This is a genomic window from Pseudomonas sp. stari2 (assembly GCF_040760005.1).
Taxonomy (GTDB): Bacteria; Pseudomonadota; Gammaproteobacteria; order Pseudomonadales; family Pseudomonadaceae; genus Aquipseudomonas.
Window position 1 is genome coordinate 4,470,996 of the sequence record NZ_CP099760.1, and the last position, 20,166, is coordinate 4,491,161.

General features: G+C 59.8%; 20 protein-coding genes. 9 read left to right on the plus strand and 11 right to left on the minus strand.

Translation table 11 applies throughout. The features are described 5' to 3' along the window. Positions 1–170: 170 nt before the first annotated feature. Entirely contained in the window at positions 171–1,115 is a 945-nt protein-coding gene (locus NH234_RS20380) for a glycosyl hydrolase family 5 (RefSeq protein ID WP_367254099.1), read from the plus strand. Positions 1,116–1,307: 192 nt separating this feature from the next. Next, on the plus strand, positions 1,308–2,234 hold the full coding sequence (tal, locus tag NH234_RS20385; RefSeq protein ID WP_367254100.1) for a transaldolase: 927 nt from the start codon (positions 1,308–1,310) through the stop codon (positions 2,232–2,234). 72 nt (positions 2,235–2,306) lie between these two features. Here tal and rssC read toward each other — a convergent pair whose 3' ends face one another. The 3 genes from rssC to NH234_RS20400 all read right to left on the minus strand — a co-directional run bounded on the left by rssC (position 2,307) and on the right by NH234_RS20400 (position 4,982). Beyond that, the gene (gene rssC, locus NH234_RS20390) at positions 2,307–2,789 is read right to left on the minus strand and encodes an anti-sigma factor antagonist RssC (protein ID WP_042560140.1); all 483 of its coding nucleotides are present in this window, start codon (positions 2,787–2,789) and stop codon (positions 2,307–2,309) included. Beyond that, on the minus strand, positions 2,789–3,970 hold the full coding sequence (gene rssB / locus NH234_RS20395) for a two-component system response regulator RssB (RefSeq protein ID WP_085713163.1): 1,182 nt from the start codon (positions 3,968–3,970) through the stop codon (positions 2,789–2,791). The genes rssC and rssB overlap by 1 nt, the downstream gene beginning before the upstream one ends. A 322-nt stretch (positions 3,971–4,292) precedes the next feature. Next, the gene (locus tag NH234_RS20400) at positions 4,293–4,982 is read right to left on the minus strand and encodes a VacJ family lipoprotein (protein WP_085713162.1); all 690 of its coding nucleotides are present in this window, start codon (positions 4,980–4,982) and stop codon (positions 4,293–4,295) included. A gap of 186 nt (positions 4,983–5,168) precedes the next feature. Between NH234_RS20400 and NH234_RS20405 the strand changes: the two genes are divergently transcribed. Further along, complete coding sequence (locus tag NH234_RS20405; protein WP_085733497.1) at positions 5,169–5,789, plus strand: phosphatase; 621 nt, start codon at positions 5,169–5,171, stop codon at positions 5,787–5,789. A 108-nt stretch (positions 5,790–5,897) separates the two neighbouring features. Further along, complete coding sequence (locus tag NH234_RS20410) at positions 5,898–6,161, plus strand: DUF4404 family protein (protein WP_085713160.1); 264 nt, start codon at positions 5,898–5,900, stop codon at positions 6,159–6,161. 63 nt (positions 6,162–6,224) lie between these two features. On the opposite strand, the gene queF is transcribed toward NH234_RS20410, so the two are convergent. Continuing rightward, positions 6,225–7,055 (minus strand): NADPH-dependent 7-cyano-7-deazaguanine reductase QueF, encoded by an 831-nt coding sequence (gene queF, locus NH234_RS20415; protein ID WP_367254102.1) that lies wholly within the window; start codon positions 7,053–7,055, stop codon positions 6,225–6,227. Between the two features lie 61 nt (positions 7,056–7,116). Beyond that, positions 7,117–7,650 carry a cupredoxin family protein gene (locus NH234_RS20420; RefSeq protein ID WP_085733495.1) on the minus strand — a complete coding sequence of 178 codons (534 nt, stop codon included), beginning with the start codon at positions 7,648–7,650 and terminating at the stop codon, positions 7,117–7,119. A gap of 155 nt (positions 7,651–7,805) precedes the next feature. Here NH234_RS20420 and NH234_RS20425 point away from each other — a divergent pair, with 155 nt between their 5' ends. Further along, positions 7,806–8,486 (plus strand): heavy metal response regulator transcription factor, encoded by a 681-nt coding sequence (locus NH234_RS20425; RefSeq protein WP_367254104.1) that lies wholly within the window; start codon positions 7,806–7,808, stop codon positions 8,484–8,486. Further along, complete coding sequence (locus NH234_RS20430) at positions 8,486–9,826, plus strand: heavy metal sensor histidine kinase (protein WP_367254106.1); 1,341 nt, start codon at positions 8,486–8,488, stop codon at positions 9,824–9,826. Before NH234_RS20425 ends, NH234_RS20430 begins: the two co-directional genes overlap by 1 nt. 30 nt (positions 9,827–9,856) lie before the next feature. Here NH234_RS20430 and NH234_RS20435 read toward each other — a convergent pair whose 3' ends face one another. From NH234_RS20435 to NH234_RS20445, 3 genes are all read right to left on the minus strand, one after another. Then, the gene (locus tag NH234_RS20435; protein ID WP_085713155.1) at positions 9,857–11,101 is read right to left on the minus strand and encodes a lipoprotein-releasing ABC transporter permease subunit; all 1,245 of its coding nucleotides are present in this window, start codon (positions 11,099–11,101) and stop codon (positions 9,857–9,859) included. Positions 11,102–11,164: 63 nt separating this feature from the next. After that, the gene (gene lolD / locus NH234_RS20440) at positions 11,165–11,848 is read right to left on the minus strand and encodes a lipoprotein-releasing ABC transporter ATP-binding protein LolD (RefSeq protein ID WP_167443782.1); all 684 of its coding nucleotides are present in this window, start codon (positions 11,846–11,848) and stop codon (positions 11,165–11,167) included. A gap of 7 nt (positions 11,849–11,855) precedes the next feature. Continuing rightward, a complete protein-coding gene (locus tag NH234_RS20445) occupies positions 11,856–13,106 on the minus strand; it encodes a lipoprotein-releasing ABC transporter permease subunit (RefSeq protein ID WP_085733492.1) in 1,251 nt (416 codons plus the stop codon). Between the two features lie 94 nt (positions 13,107–13,200). Here NH234_RS20445 and NH234_RS20450 point away from each other — a divergent pair, with 94 nt between their 5' ends. Beyond that, entirely contained in the window at positions 13,201–13,782 is a 582-nt protein-coding gene (locus NH234_RS20450) for a PilZ domain-containing protein (protein WP_085713152.1), read from the plus strand. 13 nt (positions 13,783–13,795) lie between these two features. Then, positions 13,796–14,518: a glycerophosphodiester phosphodiesterase gene (locus NH234_RS20455; protein WP_367254108.1), complete on the plus strand. Its 723-nt coding sequence runs from the start codon at positions 13,796–13,798 to the stop codon at positions 14,516–14,518. 42 nt (positions 14,519–14,560) lie between these two features. On the opposite strand, the gene sthA is transcribed toward NH234_RS20455, so the two are convergent. After that, positions 14,561–15,955 (minus strand): Si-specific NAD(P)(+) transhydrogenase, encoded by a 1,395-nt coding sequence (gene sthA / locus NH234_RS20460; RefSeq protein WP_065260713.1) that lies wholly within the window; start codon positions 15,953–15,955, stop codon positions 14,561–14,563. A 201-nt stretch (positions 15,956–16,156) separates the two neighbouring features. Further along, on the minus strand, positions 16,157–17,203 hold the full coding sequence (locus tag NH234_RS20465) for an FAD:protein FMN transferase (RefSeq protein ID WP_367257217.1): 1,047 nt from the start codon (positions 17,201–17,203) through the stop codon (positions 16,157–16,159). Between the two features lie 75 nt (positions 17,204–17,278). Here NH234_RS20465 and NH234_RS20470 point away from each other — a divergent pair, with 75 nt between their 5' ends. Next, the gene (locus NH234_RS20470) at positions 17,279–18,571 is read left to right on the plus strand and encodes an MFS transporter (protein WP_085733490.1); all 1,293 of its coding nucleotides are present in this window, start codon (positions 17,279–17,281) and stop codon (positions 18,569–18,571) included. Between the two features lie 64 nt (positions 18,572–18,635). Here NH234_RS20470 and NH234_RS20475 read toward each other — a convergent pair whose 3' ends face one another. Next, complete coding sequence (locus tag NH234_RS20475) at positions 18,636–20,099, minus strand: glyceraldehyde-3-phosphate dehydrogenase (protein ID WP_085713147.1); 1,464 nt, start codon at positions 20,097–20,099, stop codon at positions 18,636–18,638. Positions 20,100–20,166: the final 67 nt, after the last annotated feature.

The window sequence follows — 20,166 nt, forward strand, 5'->3', positions numbered from 1 at the left end:
CACCCAACCAGAATTACCGGACTAAAAATAACTGTGATTTTCGGCGTTTTTTACACGCGGACTTTTCCGACAAAAAATAACATTTGTGCACTTTTCAACCCTTCGGACATCGGAATAGGGGTAACGAGATAACTATTGGCTAGATGTCATTTCTCATCAGGAGAGCAGACATGAAATCAGCACATCTCATTCGTCTCGGCGCCCTTTCCCTGTTAATGCTCAGTGCAGCGCCTTCGCTCCACGCCAGCGAGCTGTTCCCCGCCCTCCCCCACAAAACGGTCGGCGTTCAGGTCAAAGTCCAGAATTTTTCCGCCGCTGATGCCGCGCAGATCAAGGCAGCGGGTTTCAGCTTCGTGCGCCTGGGCGCGTGGAGCGACAGCCTGGGCGACAAGACCTATCAGAAACAGCTCGGCGATGCGTTTGCCGCCGCCGGATCCGCCGGCTTGCCAGTGCTGATGACGGTACGCGCCATCAAACCGCTGTCGGCAGACCCGGCCACCGCCGGCACGGCGTTTGCCAGCGCGGTCGCCCGCCTTGAGCAGACCTACGGCTCTCAACTGGTCGCGATTGAAATCTGGAATGAACCGGATCTGGACACGTACTGGCCCACGGGCAATTTCAGCACCACGTTTGCGCCTTTCATGAGCGCGATGTGCAAGGCGCTGCAAGACAATCCCACCACCACTCCCGTGATCGGTTTCGGCTTCGCCCGGCCACCAAGCGCCGGTTCGGCCTCGACCGTAGCGCTGAACAGCATTCTCGGTACGTATCCCAAGTGTTTGAGCGCCATTTCCTACCACCCCTATGGCATGACGGCGACGCAGATCAGCAATGCGCAGACCTTCATCCAGCAGAACTTCCACCTGCCTGGCGTCATCAGTGAATGGGGGATTTCAGCACTTGCCTCCAACGGTGGTCCCGACGGACAGGCCACCAAGATCGCAGCGTTCATTGCCGATGTGAAACGACTGCAGATTCCGCTGACTTCGATCTACGAATGGAAAAACAGTGATTCGGGGAGCAATGACCGAGAGAAGAATTTCGGCTTGCAGACCTCGAACGGGCAACCGAAGCCCGCAGAAGCGGCCGTCAGAACGCAGCTGGAGTCCGAATAGGTCGCACATTCATCAGTCAGTTGCTTTGAACCTGTGCCGCGATTTGGCATCGTATCTATCGATACCGCGCCTCGCCCTTTCAAACAGCCGTTTTCAGGTTGTTGCCTGCGGGGCTATCGATACATCCACATGCCCTTGAGTGGCTGTCAGCGCTCGGGTAATGTCGTCAGACCCATAGGACAGAGCACGCTCATGACTTCCAAGCTGGAACAACTCAAACAGTTCACCACCGTGGTTGCCGACACCGGCGACTTCGAAGCGATTTCCCGGGTCAAGCCGGTCGACGCCACCACCAACCCTTCCCTGCTGCTCAAGGCGGCGGCCATTCCGGCCTATGCCGAGCTGCTGAACGCCGCCGTTCGCGACTGCAAGGGCGATGTCGGCCTGGCCAGTGACCGCTTTGGCGTCGCGGTGGGTCAGGAAATCCTCAAAGTGATTCCGGGCCGCATTTCCACCGAAGTGGATGCGCGCCTGTCGTTCGACAAGGACGCGATGCTCAAGCGTGCGCATCGCCTGATCGAGCTGTACGACAAGGCCGGCGTCGGCCGCGACCGCGTACTGATCAAGATCGCTTCGACCTGGGAAGGCATCCGGGCCGCCGAAGTACTGGAGAAGGAAGGCATCCAGACCAACCTGACCCTGCTGTTCTCCTTCGCTCAGGCCGCTGCTTGCGCCGACGCCGGCGTGTTCCTGATTTCGCCGTTCGTGGGTCGCATCTACGACTGGTACAAGAAGGCCAACGGCAACGACTATACCGGCGCCGATGATCCGGGCGTACAGTCCGTGACGCGCATCTACAACTACTACAAGGCCAATGACTACAAGACCGTGGTCATGGGCGCGAGCTTCCGCAACCTCAACCAGATCGAGCAACTGGCCGGCTGCGACCGCCTGACCATCAGTCCGGACCTGATCGACAAGCTGGCAGCAGACACCGGCAAACTGGAGCGCAAACTGGCCCCCGGTCACGCCGGCGAAGCACGTCTGAGCCTCAACGAATCGCAATTCCGCTGGTTGTCCAACGAAGATGCGATGGCCACCGAGAAACTGGCCGAAGGCATTCGTCAGTTTGCCCGCGACCAGGAAAAACTCGAGGCGCTGCTGCAAGCCAAGCTGTAACGGGCTGACGACAAACGCAAAAAGGGCGAACCCTCACAGGTTCGCCCTTTTTTGTGCCTGATGGCTGGGGAATCAATGCCTTTCGAGGGCATTCACCAGATCATGGAAGGCTTCGCGGTTGGAGTCGTTCAGGCCCATGAGGATCTTGTGCGCTTCCAGCACCTTGATCCGCACGACTTCCTCAGACTGATCCTGATCCGGCAGGTCATCGAGGCATTCCGGGCAAGGCACGGGATGGTTGACGATATTGAACACCTGCTCGAAACCCATCGATTGCAGCAGACGGGTGATGTCGTCGTGGGTGGTGACCACGGTCGGCAGCAGGCCGACCTTTTGCCGCGACAGGATCGACAGCTTGGCCAGCAGACCCAGCGTGGTGCTGTCGATGCTCCGGGTTTCGGTCAGATCGATCACGATCGCGTTGAAATTCAGCGCGGTGAAGATCTTTTCAATAGTCGCATCCAACGCCGAACACAGGGTCAGGCGAACTTCACCGACGAACTTCAGGACGAAGGTGCCGTCCTGCTCGGCGAACTGGATTCTACCGGTACTCATTAAAGATTCCTGCTCAACACCAACAAGGCGATATCATCCGGCATCTCCCCTAGCGTGGCCAATCCAAAAACCTGCCGCAGGCCATCCAGGCTGCCGCCCGCCGACTTGACCCGTTGGGGCAAGGCAGCTTCTTTCTCTTTGAGTGTGGGTTCTGGCAAAAGATCCAGAATGCCATCAGACATCAGCGTCAGGCTGAACGTCGGTGGCAGCTCGAGCACGTGGTCTTCGTAGGTGGCTTCGTTGAAAAGCCCCACGGGCAGGCCGCGCCCTTCGAGGTAGCGAACACTGTCAGGCGTGTACAACACAGGCAACGGCAGATGGCCGCCGATGCTATAGGTCAACAAACCGGTCTCCTCGTCGATGACTCCACCGACCATTGTGACGTGTTTACCCAGCTTACAACTGATCAGCCCCCGGTTGATATGACCAAGGACTTCCGAAGGCTTGAATTCCGGCAAGGTGCCGTTGCGCTTGGACTCGAACAACAGGCGCGTGGTCATGAACTTCAGCAGTACGGTGACGAACGCCGAAGAGGCGCCATGGCCCGACACATCCGCCAGATAGAACGCGACCCGACGCTCGTCCACCCGGAAATAATCGACAAAATCACCCGACAGGTACAACGACGGGATGATCTGGTGGGCGAATTTGAACGCGTCGATGGTCCAGGGGCTTTCCGGCAGCATGTTCATCTGCACCTGGCGACCGGCGTTCTGGTCTTCCTGAAGCAGATTCAGGCTGGCTTCGAGCTCACGGTTGGCCTTTTCCAGCTTCTCGCGGTAGCGCTGGTTTTCCAGCAGCAGACGCGCACGATCCAGAGCCCGGCGCACGGAGTGCTCGAGCACGGCCAGATCTTCGAGAGGCTTGATCAGGTAATCCGCCGCGCCCAGGCGCAGGGCCTCGACCGCGTCGTTCATCACGCCGGCACCCGAAACCACGATCACAGGCGTCTGTGGTGACCGCTCGGTGACCTGACGAATGAGTTCGAGACCGCCCATCTGCGGCATGCGCAGATCGCAGATGACCAAGTCGGGCTTGTCTTGCTCGAATACCTGAAGACCCTGCTGGCCGTTACTGGCCTGCAAGACGCTGAAACCACTGTCTTCCAAATAGGCCGCGAGGCTCGCGCGCACTACTTCGTCATCATCGATTATCAGCAGCGTGGCACTGGTTTTTGGCATGTGGGCAAACGGCGCCAGAATTAGGTTGGCGTAGCAGGCGGGGCAAAGGCCCGGCGCAGACTACTGGATTCGCTTTCTAGCCTCTCTGCTGCACCGTTTCAGAGCGTTTGCCCTGTACACGGTTGCACCAGAGGTGCCCTTCTAAGGCGCAGACGGTACTCCCATCCTTCGAGCGTTTCAAGCATGCGCCGATGGTCGCTTGGAGACTTTGTTTGTCAAATCACTCGCAGTTATAAGAACGGCTTCAACCGTAACCCAATCATTGGATGCGCCCACAAAAAAGGCGACCTCGCGGTCGCCCCTTCATGTCGATCAATCGAGATCAAAAATCGTCTTCGACGTGGCCGTCCTTGACCTTGAACTCGCGGTTCTGCAGGTAGGCATTGCGGATGAAAGTGTACTTGTCGCCGCTGATCAGCTTCTCGCTGGACAGCAGGCTGGCGCGGGTGTCGACGATGTTCAGGCCGTAGATGGTGTTGCGCGCCGGGATGTCGTTCATGTAGCGGTACGGTGCGGTGTAGGTGTCTACGTACTTGGACGGCGCATCACGCAGGGTGCTCGGGCCGAGCAACGGCAGCATCACGTACGGACCGCTGCTGACGCCCCAGTAGCCGAGGGTCTGGCCGAAGTCTTCATCACTACGCTGCAGGCCCATCTTGGTGCCCACATCGAAGAAGCCCAGCAGGCCGAAGGTGGTGTTGAAGATCAAACGCGCGGTGTCGACACCGGCGGCGGCCGGTTTGGCCTGCAGGATGTTGTTCGCCAGGTTGGTGATATCGCCGACGTTGCGGAACATGTTGTGGATGCCGTCTTCCAGGAATTGCGGCGTTACATATTCATAGCCCTGCGCCAGAGGTTTCAGCGCGTAAGTGTCGACGAAGTCGTTGAACTGGAAGATCGGACGGTTGACGCTTTCCCAAGGGTCTTCTTCCGTTGCCGCCTGGGCAACGAACGGAACCAGCATCACGCTGGCGCATACACAAAGCTGAGCGAGAGGGTTGCTCCAGCGCATAGAAAAACTCCTTGGATTGTACATACGCGGCATGCGGGCCACGGTCATAAGAGGTGCAGTATAAGACGGAAACAAGGTTTTAGGCATTTCTGGCGTGAACACCTCTGTAGGACGCATCGTCACGCACTTGTCATCCAACTGTCACCGGCAATGCTTAGCCTGACTTCTATTTCAGGGATGTTTTCCATGCCTCAAGCCGAAGCCTTGCCCCTGTCCGCCCCCAACCTGACGGCCGTGCTGTTCGGGCTCAGCGGTTGCCTGGTGGACTTCGGCGCCCGTGCCCGCGATCACGCCAGCCCCGGCACAGAGCACGCCGACGCCACGCCAGGCGCGCTCGACAGCCTGCGCAGCTTGCAGCGCCAACTGATCCCCTGCGCCTGGCTCGATGACTTGCCCCCTGCCCTCTCCCAAGTACTTGCATCCGGGTTGCCTGACTGGATCAAACCTTCGCAACATTCGGCAACACACAATCCATGGCCGGCACCGAATGCCTGCTGGCAAGCCCTGATGACGTTGAATGTCGATCGCCTGGACGGCTGCGTGTTGGTCAGTGGCGAACCGCGTTTACTGCAATCGGGCCTGAATGCCGGGCTGTGGACCATTGGCCTGGCGTCCTGCGGCTCACTCTGCGGCCTGACCCCGAGCGAATGGCAAGACCTCAGTCAGAAAGAACGCGAACAACTGCGCGGCAAGGCCACGGTGCAACTATTCGGCCTGGGCGTGCACTCGGTGATCGATCATCTGGGCGAACTCGACACCTGCCTGGCGGACATCAGTCTGCGCCGCCTCAAAGGCGAAAAGCCCTGACCGGGATCATGCAGGTTCATCGAGAGTGGATTAGTCTTAAGGAGAGCCATAGACCTTTGGCGCACGGCTGCGGTCTATGCCAGTGCCTCTCGATAAAAGGAAAACACCATGCCCGCCCGCGAACTGCAAGAACAGCTCAACACCCTGCGCGAGCAACTGGATCAGAATCCGCCGCTGTCGGAAGCCGAGCGCGCAGACCTGCACGCACTGATGCAACAGATCGAACTGGAACTTGAACTGGAAACCAAAACCCAGGATTCCAATCTCGCCGATGGCGTGAACCTGGCCGTCGAACGCTTCGAACTCGAACACCCCACCATCGCCGGTACCCTGCGCAACATCGTGAATTCCCTGGTCAGCATGGGAATCTGAAGCTCGCGAATACAAAAAAGCCCTGCCAGTGATGGCAGGGCTTTTTCATGTGCGCATTGCGGGTTACTGACGAACCAGGCGATGGTTCGGCAACTGCACACTTTCCGTGCTGCGGTACGGGTTGATATCCAGCCCGCCCCGGCGCACGTAACGTGCGAACACCGTCAGTTTTTCCGGTTTCAGCAAACGCTGCAGGTCGAGGAAAATCCGCTCAACGCATTGCTCATGGAAGTCCGAGTGCTGGCGGAAGCTGACGATGTATTCCAACAGACTGGCGTGATCCAGCGCCGCGCCCCGATATTCCACCACCACACTGCCCCAGTCCGGCTGGCTGGTCACCGGGCAGTTGGATTTGAGCAGATGACTGTGCACGCTCTCCTCCACCACGCGCGAATCGTCGCAGCGCAGCAGTTCGGGACGCGGATGTTCGTAGTTGCTGACGCTGATATCCAGGTCATCAATGCACACACCCGGCAGCGCGACCACGCCTTCGGCTTCGACCTCTTTCAGGCTGCGAACCCGCACCCCCACCGGCTTGCCGGCAGCGGCGGACAAGTCCTTGACCAGCGTTGCCTCCAGGCTCTCTGTATCGGCGAACGGGGTCTGGTTCAACGAGTTCAGGTACAGCTTGAAGGACTTGGATTCGATGATGTTCGGCGAGTCCGCCGGAATGCTGAATTCGCCGATCGCCACCACCGGTTTTCCCGACGGCAGCAGCCACGACAGTTCGAAGCAGTTCCAGAAATCCACACCTTTATACGGTAGGGTTTCGGCGGTCAGGCCCAGCTCCGCCCACTTCGCGGTGCGCGGAATCGGGAACAGCAAGGACGGTGTGTAAGTGGCGATGTATTCGCTGGACTTGCCCAGCGGCGAATGTTCGGCTGCGGGATGCATGGCGGAAACCTGACTGAAGAATCAGCGGATTCTATCAGCCTTTGCTCCCGCCTTTGAGTGCTTACTGACTGACAGTCAGTTTGCCGACCATTCCGGCCTGGTAGTGCCCGGGAATATTGCAGGCAAACTCCAGGCTGGTCGCCTTGTTGAAGGTCCAGGTCAACTCGGCGGTCTTGCCGGGCTCGACCAGCACGCTGTTAGGGTCGTCGTGCTTCATGACGTGCCCCATCGAACCATGATCCATGCCCGCCATATCGTGGGACATTTCCTTCATGCCGGTCGGCGTCAGCATGCCGCTTTGCTGCATCTGCAACATTTCCTGCTGATGTTTGGCATGCATCGCTGCATCGCCGAGGTTGAATTCGTGCAGCAACTGGCCTTTATTCACCAAAACAAAACGAATGGTCTCACCGGCCTTGATGTCGATGGCCTTCGGATCGAACGACATGTCGCCCATCACCACTTTAATGCTACGACTGGCCTTGGCGGCCGGCGCCGACTGGCCGAAGTCATACGTGTGCGCAGGGTCGGCCCAGACGGATGAACTCAGCGCCAGCAAACAGGCGGCGACGGCCAGAGGGTTGCGCAAAAACATAGTCATACTCCAACAAGAAAAGGTTCAGCCTGTGGGAAACTTTAGTCCGCCCGCGCTGGCAGCTACCTGACAGGCAGATTACAACTTTGTCAGCTTGGCGCTTGTGACAACGTCCCACGGTATAAAGCTTTCGATCCTACAACCCCGAGTTGCCCATGAAACTGCTGATCGTCGAAGACCAACCGAAAACCGGCCACTACCTGCGCCAGGGACTGACCGAGGCCGGTTTCAATACTGAACTGGTGGCCGACGGCAACACCGGGCAACAACTGGCGTTGAGCGGTGACTACGCCCTGCTGATCCTCGACGTGATGCTGCCCGGGCGCAATGGCTGGCAGATTCTGCAAGCGGTACGCAGTGCCGGGCTGGAAACGCCGATCCTGTTTCTGACGGCCAAGGACACCGTGGAAGACCGGGTTCACGGCCTGGAACTCGGTGCCGACGATTATCTGGTCAAACCCTTCGCCTTCTCCGAACTGTTGGCCCGGGTGCGCAGCCTATTAAGACGTGGCAGCGCCACACCGCAGGAAACCTGCCTGCAACTGGCCGATCTGCGCCTGGACCTGATTCGCCGCCGGGTCGAACGCGGTGGTCAACGCATCGATCTGACGGCGAAAGAGTTTGCCCTGCTGGAAATGCTCCTGCGACGCCAAGGCGAAGTGCTGCCCAAATCCCTGATCGCCTCCCAGGTCTGGGACATGAACTTCGACAGCGACACCAACGTGATCGAAGTGGCGATTCGCCGTCTGCGCCTGAAGATCGATGATGACTTTCCCGACAAACTGATCCACACCGTGCGCGGCATGGGGTACGTGCTTGAAGAGCGTCCTGTCTGATGCGCCGCCTGTCACTCGGCAGTCGGCTGGCGTTGCTGTTCGCCGCGTGCACCGCGACGGTTTCGCTGGTGGCGGGCGTGGTCTTCAATCGGGCCAGCGAGGCGCACTTCATTGAACTCGACCGGCAATTGCTCGAAAGCAAGCTGATCAATGTGCGTCAGACGTTGCTGAGTGGCAGCGACGCCGCACATATCACCGATGAGTTGAGCCAACAGGGCGATGTCACCCTGCGCATCAGCGGCCCCGAGGGCCAGCGCTGGTTCGGCCGTTCCCTGCAAATGCCGGCGAACCTGCCACAGCAGCACGGCCTGGCCACCGTCAACGATAGCGGCACGGATTACCGTCTGCTCAATGCTCCGCTTTACCCGGAACAACCCGACTCGCCACAGTTGACCCTGCTGCTGGACATCACCCACCACCAGCACTTCCTGCAACGCATGCAGCATCTGATCTGGCTGACCGTCGGTCTTTCGGCGCTGGCGACCGCGCTGCTCGGCGCCTGGGCAGCCCGTAGCGGTCTTCGTCCATTACGCCGAATGAGCGCAGTCGCTCGTGGGATTTCGGCCCAATCGCTGAACGCACGACTCCCGGAAGCGCAAATGCCTGCAGAACTCACGGAACTGGCCCACAGCTTCAACGCCATGCTCGGACGTCTCGATGATTCTTTTCAGCGACTTTCGGCGTTCTCCGCCGACATCGCCCATGAACTGCGCACCCCGCTGTCGAACCTGCTGACCCACACACAGGTCACCCTCACCCGCCCTCGTCCACTCGAAGATTATCGCGAGGCCCTGCACAGCAACCTCGAAGAGCTGCAATGGATGGCGCAACTGGTCAACGACATGCTTTATCTGGCCAAGGCTGACCACGGATTGCTGGTGCCCAAGCGTGAACCCCTGGAGCTGGCGGAAGAAACCGATGCGTTGCTGGAGTTTTTTGCGCCGCTGGCCGAAGACGCTCAGGTCAGCCTGAGCCGTGACGGTAAGGGTCGGTTTGAAGGTGACCGCGCGATGCTGCGCCGGGCGCTGTCGAATCTGCTGGATAACGCATTGCGCTTCACGCCGTCAGCAGGCGATGTGCGCGTGCGCATCGCTGAACAGGCGAAATCCTTGAGAGTGACCGTGGAGAACAGTGGCGAGGGGATTTCTTCGGAGTTGTTGCCGCGTTTGTTCGACCGCTTTTACCGGGCTGATCCGGCGCGCCAGGAAGGCAGCAGCGAACACGCCGGATTGGGACTGGCGATCACTCAGTCGATCATCCGGGCCCATGGCGGGCAGATTCATTGCGAATCCGCTCAGGGCTGGACGCGGTTTGTGATTGAGTTGCCGCAAAACGATTGAGGCCGGCAATGCCGGCCTCAATGGGGGAGCTTAGGAGTAACGCAACGCGTGCGCCGGCTCGATCTTCGCCGCCCGCCACGCCGGGTAGACGGTGGCCAGGAAGCTGAGAATGAAGCCCGCCGAGCAGATCAGTAGCACGTCGCCGCCCTGCAATTCCGAGGGCAGGTTGCTGACGAAATACACGTCGGAACTGAAGATGTGCTGCCCGGTCACTCGCTCGACCCAGCCCACCATCTCACTGACATTCAGCGCGGCAATCACGCCCAACACGCCACCAATGATGGTGCCGACGATGCCGATCACCGTGCCCTGCACCATGAAGATCGCCATGATCTGCCGTGGCGTGGCGCCGATGGTGCGCAGGATCGCAATGTCCGCGCCCTTGTCGTTCACCACCATGATCAAAGTCGCGATGATGTTGAACGCCGCCACCGCGACGATCATCAACAGCAACAGACCGATCATGGTCTTTTCCATTTTCATCGCGCTGAACAGGCTACCCTGGGTGTGGGTCCAGTCGTCAGCCTTGAAATCAGTGCCAAGGCCGGTGGCGATGTCGGACGAAACCTTCGGTGCGGCATACAGGTCTTTCACCGCCAGACGCACGCTCTGCACCTGATTCGGCTCCCAGTGCTGCATGGTCGCTGCATCGGCCACATGGATCAGGCCCATGGAACCGTCCAGCTCGGCGCCGACCTTGAAGATGCCGACCACATTCAGACGCTGCATACGCGGGGTAATGCCGCCGGGTGCAGTGCTGACTTCCGGCACAATCAGGGTGATCTTGTCGCCGACGTTCAGGCGGAAACGCCGGGCCGTGATTTCACCCAGCACCACACCGAATTCGCCCGGCTTCAAGGCATCGAGACGGCCCTGAACGATATGCTGGGCCACGATCGACACCTTGCCTTCCTGGGCCGGGTCGACGCCACTGATCTGGATCGGCTGCATCATGCCCTTGTAGGACAGCATACCTTCCATCTCGGTGAACGGCACGGCGGCCGTGACTTCAGGATTCTTCAGGGCAGCAGCAGCCACCGGCTGCCAGTCGTCAATCGGCTTGACACCGACGATGGTCGCGTGAGGCACCATGCCGAGAATGCGCGAGCTCATTTCACGCTGGAAGCCGTTCATCACCGACAGCACTACGATCATCGCCAGCACGCCGAGGGCGAGACCGATCATCGAGGTCATCGAAATGAATGAAACAAAGCGATTGCGGCGCTTGGCGCGGGTATAGCGCGTGCCGATAAAGATCGATAACGGTCTGAACATTCGCTGGGGCACCGTATAAAAATAAAAGACCCGACGCCTTTTCAGGCATCGGGTTTCAAGCCGTCAGATGGGGGTCAGGCAACCTTCCTGCAACTGCAGGACGCGGTCCATCTGGCGAGCCAGGTTCATGTCGTGAGTCACCACCAGGAACGCCGTGCGCATCGAAGTGCTGAGTTCCAGCATCAGGTCCTGAATGCCTTCGGCGGTGTGGGAGTCGAGGTTGCCGGTCGGCTCGTCGAGCATCACCAGGCCCGGGTTGTTCACCAGTGCACGGGCAATGGCCACGCGCTGGCGTTCGCCACCGGACAACTCGGCCGGTTTGTGTTCCAGGCGATGGCCCAGACCCACTCGTTCCAGCAACGCCGTGGCCCGCTGACGCGCTTCCGGGATCGCAGTCTTGCCGATCAGCAGCGGCATGCAGACGTTTTCCAGCGCGGTGAACTCCGGCAGCAGGTGGTGGAACTGGTACACGAAGCCGAGGGCACGGTTACGCAGCAGGCCACGCTTCTTCTCGCTCAGCGCCGAGAGCTCTTCACCGTCGAGCCAGACACTGCCCTTGGTCGGCGTATCGAGACCGCCCAGAAGGTTGAGCAAGGTACTTTTGCCCGAACCGGACTTGCCGACGATCGCCACTCGCTCGCCCGGGTGCAACTCCAGTTGCAGGTTGGCCAGTACTTCCACCGACTCCGGGCCTTCCTCGTAGGACTTGCCCAGGTTGCGGCAGCTCAGGATTGCTTTTTCACTCATGCCCGACTCACTCATAACGTAGCGCCTCCGCCGGCTGGGTGCGCGCGGCACGCCAGGCTGGATACAGGGTGGCGAGGAAACTCAGGACCAATGCAGCAGCGCAGACCATGATCACGTCCTGGCTCTGCACCTGCGATGGCAGGTAATCGATGAAATACACGTCGGCGTTGAGGAACTTGTGCCCGATCAAGCCTTCGAGTGCCGAAATCGCGGCGCTGACGTTGAGCGCCGCCAGGATTCCGACCACGGCGCCGATGGCCGTACCGACCACGCCGATCACCGTGCCCTGCACCATGAACGTGCGCATGATCGTGCCCGGCGTGGCGCCCAGCGTGCGCAGGATGGCGATGTCGCCTTTCTTGTCGTTCACCACCATCACCAGCGTTGAAATGATATTGAACGCGGCAACCGCGACAATCAGCAGCAACAGCAGGCCGATCATGGCTTTTTCCATGCGGATCGCCTGATACAGGTTGCCGTGGGTTCGGGTCCAGTCGCGAGCGTAGTAATGGTCTTCGCCGAGGCGCTGGGCGATGTTCCACGCCTCGCGCGGTGCCTGGAACAGATCGTCGAATTTCAGGCGCAGGCCCTGCACCTGATCCGGCTTCCAGCGGTGCATCTTCGCCAGATCCTGCAGGTTGGTGACGCCCAGGTAACCGTCCAGCTCGCCGGCGCCGACATGGAAGATGCCGACCACGGTGAAGCGTTTCATGCGCGGGAACATCCCGGCCGGGGTCACGCTGACCTCCGGCGCGACGAAGGTGATCTTGTCACCGAGGCCCACGCCAAGCTTGGTCGCGGCCTTGTCGCCGATCACGATGCCGAAACTGCCGGGCGTCAAATCGTCGAGTTTGCCCTGCTTCATGAAGTTGTCGATGATCGAGACGTTGCGCTCCAGCGCCGGATCGATGGCATTGAGCAACACCTTGGACACCTGGCCGTTGTTGGTCAGCAGGCCCTGCATCTGGGTGAACGGCGCGACGGCCGCCACCTGCGGGTTCTGCTTGACCTTGGCGGCCAGGCTCGGCCAGTCGCTGATGGCTTCACCGGATTCGATGGTCGCGTGGGGCACCATGCCCAGCACGCGGGTGCGCATCTCATGATCGAAGCCGTTCATCACTGACAACACCACGATCATCACGACCACGCCAAGGGCGAGCCCGATCATCGAAGTCAGGGAAATGAACGACACAAAATGATTGCGACGCTTTGCACGGGTGTAACGCGTGCCGATAAATACGAAGAGAGGTCTGAACATGTCGGGGCTTGTTCGGAGGGAAAAGGAACGTCCTTGTGGCGGGGGTCGATAACCAGCTTTACACTCAGACCACCGCCGCTACCATGGGTTCGCCATGTCGACATTAGATGAAGAAGATCGCCGCGAATACTACCGTATCGAGGATTCGATCGCACTGGAAATTCGGCCCCTGTCCGCTGCCGAAGCCGCAGGCCAGGAAGTGTTGCAGGATGCTTCCCCGTTATTCAACGTGCTCAGTGAACTGCACCTGAGCGAATTCGAATCACAACACCTGTTGCGACAGATCAACGAACGCGACCGTGCCATCGCGGCATTCCTGAAATCCCAGAACAAGCGCATCGACCTGCTCAGTCAGGTCATCGCCCTGACCGCACTGGGGCAGATCGGCGAGCCGCAACCGGTGATCATTTCCGAGGGCGGTGTCGACTTCCAGAACCCGACCCCGATAGCCGCCGGCTCACGCCTGTCGGTAAAAATGGTGTTGATGCCACAGGCCCACGGCCTGCTGCTGCGCGCCCGGGTCACCCATTGCGACCGCAAGGGCGACGGTTACGACATCGGCACCGAGTTCGAACACTTGACCGACGCCCAGCGCCAGTTGCTCGCCCGCTATATTTTGCAAAAGCAGGCACAGGAAAGACGTCTGGCCCGCGAACAGAACGAATCAGGCATTTAATTAAGGAAGAACCGTGACCCTTATCTACGGCCACCGCGGCGCCAAGGGCGAAGCACCGGAAAACACCCTGACCAGTTTTCAGGAATGTCTCAAGCACGGCGTACGCCGTTGCGAACTGGACCTGCACCTGTCCAAGGACGGCGAGTTGATGGTCATCCACGACCCGACCCTCAAGCGCACTACCGAGCGCCGTGGCAAGGTGGTCGAGCACTCCGCCGCCGATCTGGTGACCTACGACGCCCGCAAGGGTGGCCCAGGCTGGATCAAGCCGTGCCCGATTCCGACGCTGGAAGAACTGTTCGAGAAATGTGATTTCGATCACTGGCAGCTCGAAGTCAAAAGCGCCTCGCGCACCCGCGCCGCCACCACCGTTCTGGCCATTCGTGAAATGGCGGTCAGGCACGGGCTGCTCGACAAGGTGACGATCACTTCGAGTTCGCGGGAAGTATTGAAAGCGGCGCTGGATCTGGTACCGGACGTGTCACGGGGCCTGGTGGCCGAGTATGCCTGGCTCGATCCGCTGAAGGTCGCCGCAAGCTACGGCTGTGAAATTCTGGCCTTGAACTGGACGCTGTGTACGCCGGAACGCCTGCAGAAGGCGCAGCGTCAGGGGCTGCATGTGTCGGTGTGGACCGTCAACGAGCCTGCGCTGATGCGCAGACTCGCCGACTTCGGCGTTGACAGCCTGATTACAGACTTTCCCGGTTTGGCCACTGCCACCCTTGGGAATAGCTGAAATCGGTCTCCCCGGCCGGCTCAGGCCACCGGCCGGAGCCCGTCAAAAAAGCCGGTTGAGGCCATCGTACGCCGCTACCCGATAGGCTTCGGCCATGGTCGGGTAGTTGAACGTGGTGTTGACGAAGTACTTCAAGGTATTGAGCTCGCCCGGCTGGTTCATGATCGCCTGACCGATGTGCACGATCTCCGACGCCTGATAACCGAAGCAGTGAACGCCCAGCACCTGCAGGGTTTCACGGTGGAACAGGATCTTCAGCATGCCTTGCGGCTCGCCGGCGATCTGCGCCCGCGCCATGCTCTTGAAGAACGCCTTGCCCACTTCGTACGGCACCTTGGCCTGGGTCAGTTCCTGCTCGTTCTTGCCGATCGAGCTGATCTCCGGAATGGTGTAGATGCCGGTCGGCACGTCATTCACGAAACGCCAGCTGCCATTGTCGACGATGCTGCCGGCTGCCGAACGACCCTGGTCGTGGGCGGCGCTGGCCAGGCTTGGCCAGCCGATCACATCACCGGCGCCATAGATGTTCTGCACGCAGGTGCGGTAATTCTCGTCGACTTCGATCTGGCCACGGCTGTTGACTTTGACACCGATGTTTTCCAGCCCCAACTGATCGGTGTTGCCGGTACGGCCGTTGCACCAGAGCAAGGCGTCGGCCTTGATCTTCTTGCCGGACTTCAGATGCAGGATCACACCGTTGTCCACGCCTTCAACGCGGTCATACTCTTCGTTATGACGCACGGTGATGTTGTTGTTGCTGAAGTGATAGCTCAACGCCTGGGAGATTTCCGAGTCGAGGAAGCTCAGCAATTGCCCGCGGTTGTCCACCAGCTCGACCAGCACGCCCAGACCACTGAAGATCGAAGCATATTCGCAACCGATCACGCCGGCGCCGTAAACGATCAGTTTGCGCGGGGTGTGGCCGAGGCTGAGGATGGTGTCGCTATCGTAGATGCGTGGGTGGTGGAAATCGATGTCCGCCGGGCGATAAGGACGCGAACCGGTGGCGATGATGATGTGCTTGGCCACCAGCTTCTCGACCACGCCGTTGGCGCAGACCACTTCGATGGTCTGCTCGTCGGCGAAGCTGCCGGTGCCGAAGAACACGTCGACGCGGTTACGGGCGTAGTAGCCGGTACGCGAAGCGACTTGCTTGGAGATGACTTTCTCGGCGCTTTTCAACACGTCCGGGAAGGAGAACCAGCGCGGCTCACCGATCGCACGGAACATCGGGTTGGTGTTGAACTGCATGATCTGCCGCACCGAATGACGCAGGGCCTTGGACGGGATGGTGCCCAGGTGGGTGCAGTTACCGCCGACCTGGCGACGGCTGTCGACCATCGCCACCTTGCGCCCTGCTTTGGCGGCGTTCATTGCCGCGCCTTCTCCCGCCGGGCCGGAACCCAGCACCACCACGTCGTAGTTGTAGACAGCCATGCGTACTCCTCAGAACAGGCCGCGGTGCCAGCAGCACCGGCGGCTAAATCACGCCGAACAACGGCGCGAAGGAACAATTGGGGGCCAGTTGAAAACCCGGACATAGTCTATAGAAGCGTCAACGCCGCGCACATTAACCCTTGGTCGCGTCGTAGGCTACTTTTGCCTGCACTACAACACCAGCTTTCGCATTGCCCCGGGTCAATTTTTTGCGCCACTGAGGCGTTCGAACGCCGGACTGGCGCGGGTGACGAAACCTGTATCGGCACGAATCACAAAGAATGCACCAATGTCGTGTTTTTCGGCATAGTCCCAGGCCTTTTCCGGACCGAGAATCAGCAACAGTGTCGATAGTCCATCGGCCATCAAGGCTGAAGGATGTATCACCGTGACTGACGCCAGGTCATGTAGGACGGGCGACCCGGTGCGGGCATCGAAGGTGTGGGAATAGCGCCGGCCATCCTGCTGAAAATAGTTGCGGTAGTCGCCGGACGTGGAAAGGCCATAACCATCGACGTTAATGACGCGTTCCGCCACCTGCTGATCGTCACGGGGCTCTTCCAGCGCGACGCGCCATGGCGAGCCATCGAGTTTCTTGCCGGACGCCTTGAGCTCGCCCGTCGCTTCGGCGAGGTAATCATGAATGCCCATGGCGTCGAGCCGCGCGGCAATGGTGTCGACCGCGTAACCGGCAGCGATGCTGTTGAAATCGACTTCGACCGCCGCGTCCTTGCATAACTGGTCGCCATCGACACGTAAATGCCGGTAGCCCACCCGTTTCTCCACCTCGGCCAGCGCATCGGCGCTCGGTACTTTTTCTTCACGCCCCTGGGGACCGAAACCCCAGAGATTGAGCAGCGGCTCTACGGTCAGGTCGTAGGAACCTTCGCTTTGTTGTGACAGCTGCTCGCCAACCCGCACCAGTTCGAGGATCGGTGCGGACATGGTCTGACAGCGATCGGCGGGTAATGCGTTGAAACGCGAAATATCGGAGTCGGCGCGGTAGGTGGACATTTGTTGATCCACGTCGGCGAGAATCTTCTCCACTTCGATGCGGACATCCTGCGGTGCAGGCAGATTGGCCCGGCGTACGTACTTGATCGAATAAGTGCTGCCCATGGTCGGGCCGCCGAAGCTCTCCAAGGAGTCGCCGTTGCCGCATCCGGACAAAATGCCGAGCAGACCCACGAAAACCACAAACCGTCCAGTTAACAATTCTTCATCTCCGAGCAAAACCGCGCCGGCCATTATGGCCACAGAGCCCGCTCGCTCCCAAACGGCTGCACCGCTTTCATACAAAATCAAAAAAGTGAGTACCTGAACATGTCCTCCTCCACGGGCAAAGGCAAAGCGATTTTTCGCGTTGTCAGCGGCAACTTTCTCGAGATGTTCGACTTCATGGTCTACGGCTTCTACGCCACGGCCATCGCCAAGACCTTCTTCCCTACCGATAGCGCTTTCGCCTCCCTGATGCTTTCGCTCGCCACCTTCGGCGCAGGCTTTTTGATGCGTCCTTTGGGCGCGATCTTCCTTGGAGCCTACATTGACCGACACGGGCGACGTCAGGGCCTGATCATTACCCTCGCACTGATGGCGGCCGGTACCGTGCTGATTGCCTGCGTGCCGGGCTATGCCACGCTCGGTGTCGCCGCGCCGCTGATCGTGCTGTTCGGCCGGTTGCTGCAAGGCTTCTCGGCCGGCGTGGAACTGGGCGGCGTGTCGGTGTATCTGGCGGAAATCGCCACACCAGGGCGCAAGGGCTTCTTTGTCAGCTGGCAGTCCGCCAGCCAGCAAGCAGCTGTGGTGTTCGCCGGACTGTTGGGCGTTGGCCTCAACCACTGGCTGAGCCCGGACCAGATGGGCGAATGGGGCTGGCGCGTGCCGTTCCTGATCGGCTGCATGATCGTTCCGGTGATCTTCGTCATTCGTCGCTCGCTGGAGGAAACCCCGGAGTTCCAGGCGCGTAAACATCGCCCTACCTTGCAGGAAATCGTCCGCTCGATCGGTCAGAACTTCGGCATTGTCCTTGCCGGCATGGCACTGGTGGTGATGACCACCGTGTCGTTCTACCTGATCACCGCCTACACCCCGACCTTCGGCAAGGCGGAACTGCACCTGTCGGACTTCGATGCATTGCTGGTAACGGTGTGCATCGGCCTGTCGAACTTCTTCTGGCTGCCGGTAATGGGTGCACTTTCCGACAAGATCGGACGTAAACCCCTGCTGCTGGGGGCGACGATCCTGGCGATCCTGACCGCCTATCCGGCGCTTTCGTGGCTGGTGGCAAACCCGAGCTTCAGCCATCTGCTGATCGTCGAGTTGTGGCTGTCGTTCCTGTACGGTTCGTACAACGGCGCGATGGTGGTGGCGCTGACCGAAATCATGCCGGTGGAAGTGCGTACAACCGGTTTCTCGCTGGCCTACAGCCTGGCCACAGCGACCTTCGGTGGCTTCACGCCAGCTGCCTGCACTTACCTGATCCATGTGCTGGACAACAAGGCGGCACCGGGGATCTGGCTCAGTGGCGCAGCCGTATTGGGCCTGGTCGCAACCCTGGTGCTGTTCCGGGGCAACAAGCACGAACTGCGCACGGCACAAGCAGCCATCCCCCGCTGACACAAATCGCGCACAAACAAAAACGCCCCGACAATGTCGGGGCGTTTTCATTTGCAGCTAAGGCTTAGCGCGGGAATGCTGGCGGGTTTACACCGGCCATGTCTTCCATCACGCGAACCACCTGGCAGCTGTAACCGAACTCGTTGTCATACCAGACGTACAGAACAACGCGGTTGTCCTGAGTGATGGTTGCCTCGGCATCCACGACACCAGCGTGACGCGAGCCCACGAAGTCAGTGGAAACCACTTCCTGCGAGCTGACGTAATCGATCTGCTTGTGCAGATCCGAGTGCATGGCCATCTGGCGCAGGTACTCGTTGATTTCTTCGCGAGTGGTGGCCTTTTCCAGGTTCAGGTTCAAAATGGCCATCGACACGTTCGGCGTAGGTACGCGAATCGCGTTGCCGGTCAGCTTGCCCTTGAGCACTGGCAGCGCCTTGGCAGCGGCAGTGGCGGCACCGGTCTCGGTGATAACCATGTTCAGCGGCGCGGCGCGGCCACGACGGCTGCCCTTGTGGAAGTTGTCGATCAGGTTCTGGTCGTTGGTGAACGAGTGAACGGTTTCGACATGGCCATTGACGATGCCGTACTGATCGTTGACGGCCTTGAGCACCGGTACGATGGCGTTGGTGGTGCAGGACGCCGCCGAGATGATCTTGTCGTCAGCGGTGATGTCGCCGTGGTTGATGCCGTGAACGATGTTCTTCAGCGCGCCCTTACCCGGTGCGGTGAGAATCACGCGGGCAGCGCCCGGGCAGGCCAGGTGCTGACCCAGACCGTCGGCATCACGCCATACACCGGTATTGTCTACGATCAGCGCGTTTTCGATGCCGTACTGGGTGTAGTCGACTTCGCTCGGGCTCTTGGCGTAGATCACCTGAATCAGGTTGCCGTTGGCGGTGATGGTGTTGTTTTCTTCGTCGATGGTGATAGTGCCATCGAACGGGCCGTGTACCGAGTCACGACGCAGCAGGCTGGCACGCTTGACCAGATCGTTCTCGGCGCCTTTGCGCACGACGATGGCGCGCAGACGCAAGCCGTCGCCACCACCGGTTTTTTCGATCAGGATGCGCGCCAGCAGACGGCCGATACGACCGAAGCCGTACAGCACGACATCAGTGCCTTTACGCGCGGAGGCGTTTTGCTGACCCACAACATCGGCCAACTCTTCGCGAACGAATTGTTCGGCCGTGCGGCCATTGCCTTCAGCGCGGAATTTGAATGCCAACTTGCCCAGATCCACCGAAGCCGCGCCGAGCTTGAGCTCGCTCATGGCCTTCAGCAGAGGGAATGTTTCGTGGACGGAGAGTTCGCTATCGTCGGAAGAACGATGGCGAGCAAAGCGATGAGCTTTGAGAATCGCGATGACAGACTGGTTGATCAGGCTGCGGCCATAGATCGAGCTCACCACGTTGTTATTGCGGTAGAGCTGACCGATAAGCGGAATCATCGCTTCTGCGAGTGCTTCACGGTCGATCCATTCACCAAGACACTGGTCGGGCTTCTGAGTCACGGGAACCTTCCACATGTAGGGGCAGAAAAAAGGGGCTACATTATGCCGCCGAGAACCTCTCGTAGCAATGCGCGCTTGTCGC

What these genes read in the sequence shown, in the direction of transcription:
- NH234_RS20380 (WP_367254099.1), top strand. Translation starts at nt 171, where the DNA reads ATGAAATCAGCACATCTCATTCGTCTCGGCGCCCTTTCCCTGTTAATG.
- tal (WP_367254100.1), top strand. Translation starts at nt 1,308, where the DNA reads ATGACTTCCAAGCTGGAACAACTCAAACAGTTCACCACCGTGGTTGCC.
- rssC (WP_042560140.1), bottom strand. Translation starts at nt 2,789, where the DNA reads ATGAGTACCGGTAGAATCCAGTTCGCCGAGCAGGACGGCACCTTCGTC.
- rssB (WP_085713163.1), bottom strand. Translation starts at nt 3,970, where the DNA reads ATGCCAAAAACCAGTGCCACGCTGCTGATAATCGATGATGACGAAGTA.
- NH234_RS20400 (WP_085713162.1), bottom strand. Translation starts at nt 4,982, where the DNA reads ATGCGCTGGAGCAACCCTCTCGCTCAGCTTTGTGTATGCGCCAGCGTG.
- NH234_RS20405 (WP_085733497.1), top strand. Translation starts at nt 5,169, where the DNA reads ATGCCTCAAGCCGAAGCCTTGCCCCTGTCCGCCCCCAACCTGACGGCC.
- NH234_RS20410 (WP_085713160.1), top strand. Translation starts at nt 5,898, where the DNA reads ATGCCCGCCCGCGAACTGCAAGAACAGCTCAACACCCTGCGCGAGCAA.
- queF (WP_367254102.1), bottom strand. Translation starts at nt 7,055, where the DNA reads ATGCATCCCGCAGCCGAACATTCGCCGCTGGGCAAGTCCAGCGAATAC.
- NH234_RS20420 (WP_085733495.1), bottom strand. Translation starts at nt 7,650, where the DNA reads ATGTTTTTGCGCAACCCTCTGGCCGTCGCCGCCTGTTTGCTGGCGCTG.
- NH234_RS20425 (WP_367254104.1), top strand. Translation starts at nt 7,806, where the DNA reads ATGAAACTGCTGATCGTCGAAGACCAACCGAAAACCGGCCACTACCTG.
- NH234_RS20430 (WP_367254106.1), top strand. Translation starts at nt 8,486, where the DNA reads ATGCGCCGCCTGTCACTCGGCAGTCGGCTGGCGTTGCTGTTCGCCGCG.
- NH234_RS20435 (WP_085713155.1), bottom strand. Translation starts at nt 11,101, where the DNA reads ATGTTCAGACCGTTATCGATCTTTATCGGCACGCGCTATACCCGCGCC.
- lolD (WP_167443782.1), bottom strand. Translation starts at nt 11,848, where the DNA reads ATGAGTGAAAAAGCAATCCTGAGCTGCCGCAACCTGGGCAAGTCCTAC.
- NH234_RS20445 (WP_085733492.1), bottom strand. Translation starts at nt 13,106, where the DNA reads ATGTTCAGACCTCTCTTCGTATTTATCGGCACGCGTTACACCCGTGCA.
- NH234_RS20450 (WP_085713152.1), top strand. Translation starts at nt 13,201, where the DNA reads ATGTCGACATTAGATGAAGAAGATCGCCGCGAATACTACCGTATCGAG.
- sthA (WP_065260713.1), bottom strand. Translation starts at nt 15,955, where the DNA reads ATGGCTGTCTACAACTACGACGTGGTGGTGCTGGGTTCCGGCCCGGCG.
- NH234_RS20465 (WP_367257217.1), bottom strand. Translation starts at nt 17,203, where the DNA reads ATGGCCGGCGCGGTTTTGCTCGGAGATGAAGAATTGTTAACTGGACGG.
- NH234_RS20470 (WP_085733490.1), top strand. Translation starts at nt 17,279, where the DNA reads ATGTCCTCCTCCACGGGCAAAGGCAAAGCGATTTTTCGCGTTGTCAGC.
- NH234_RS20475 (WP_085713147.1), bottom strand. Translation starts at nt 20,099, where the DNA reads ATGTGGAAGGTTCCCGTGACTCAGAAGCCCGACCAGTGTCTTGGTGAA.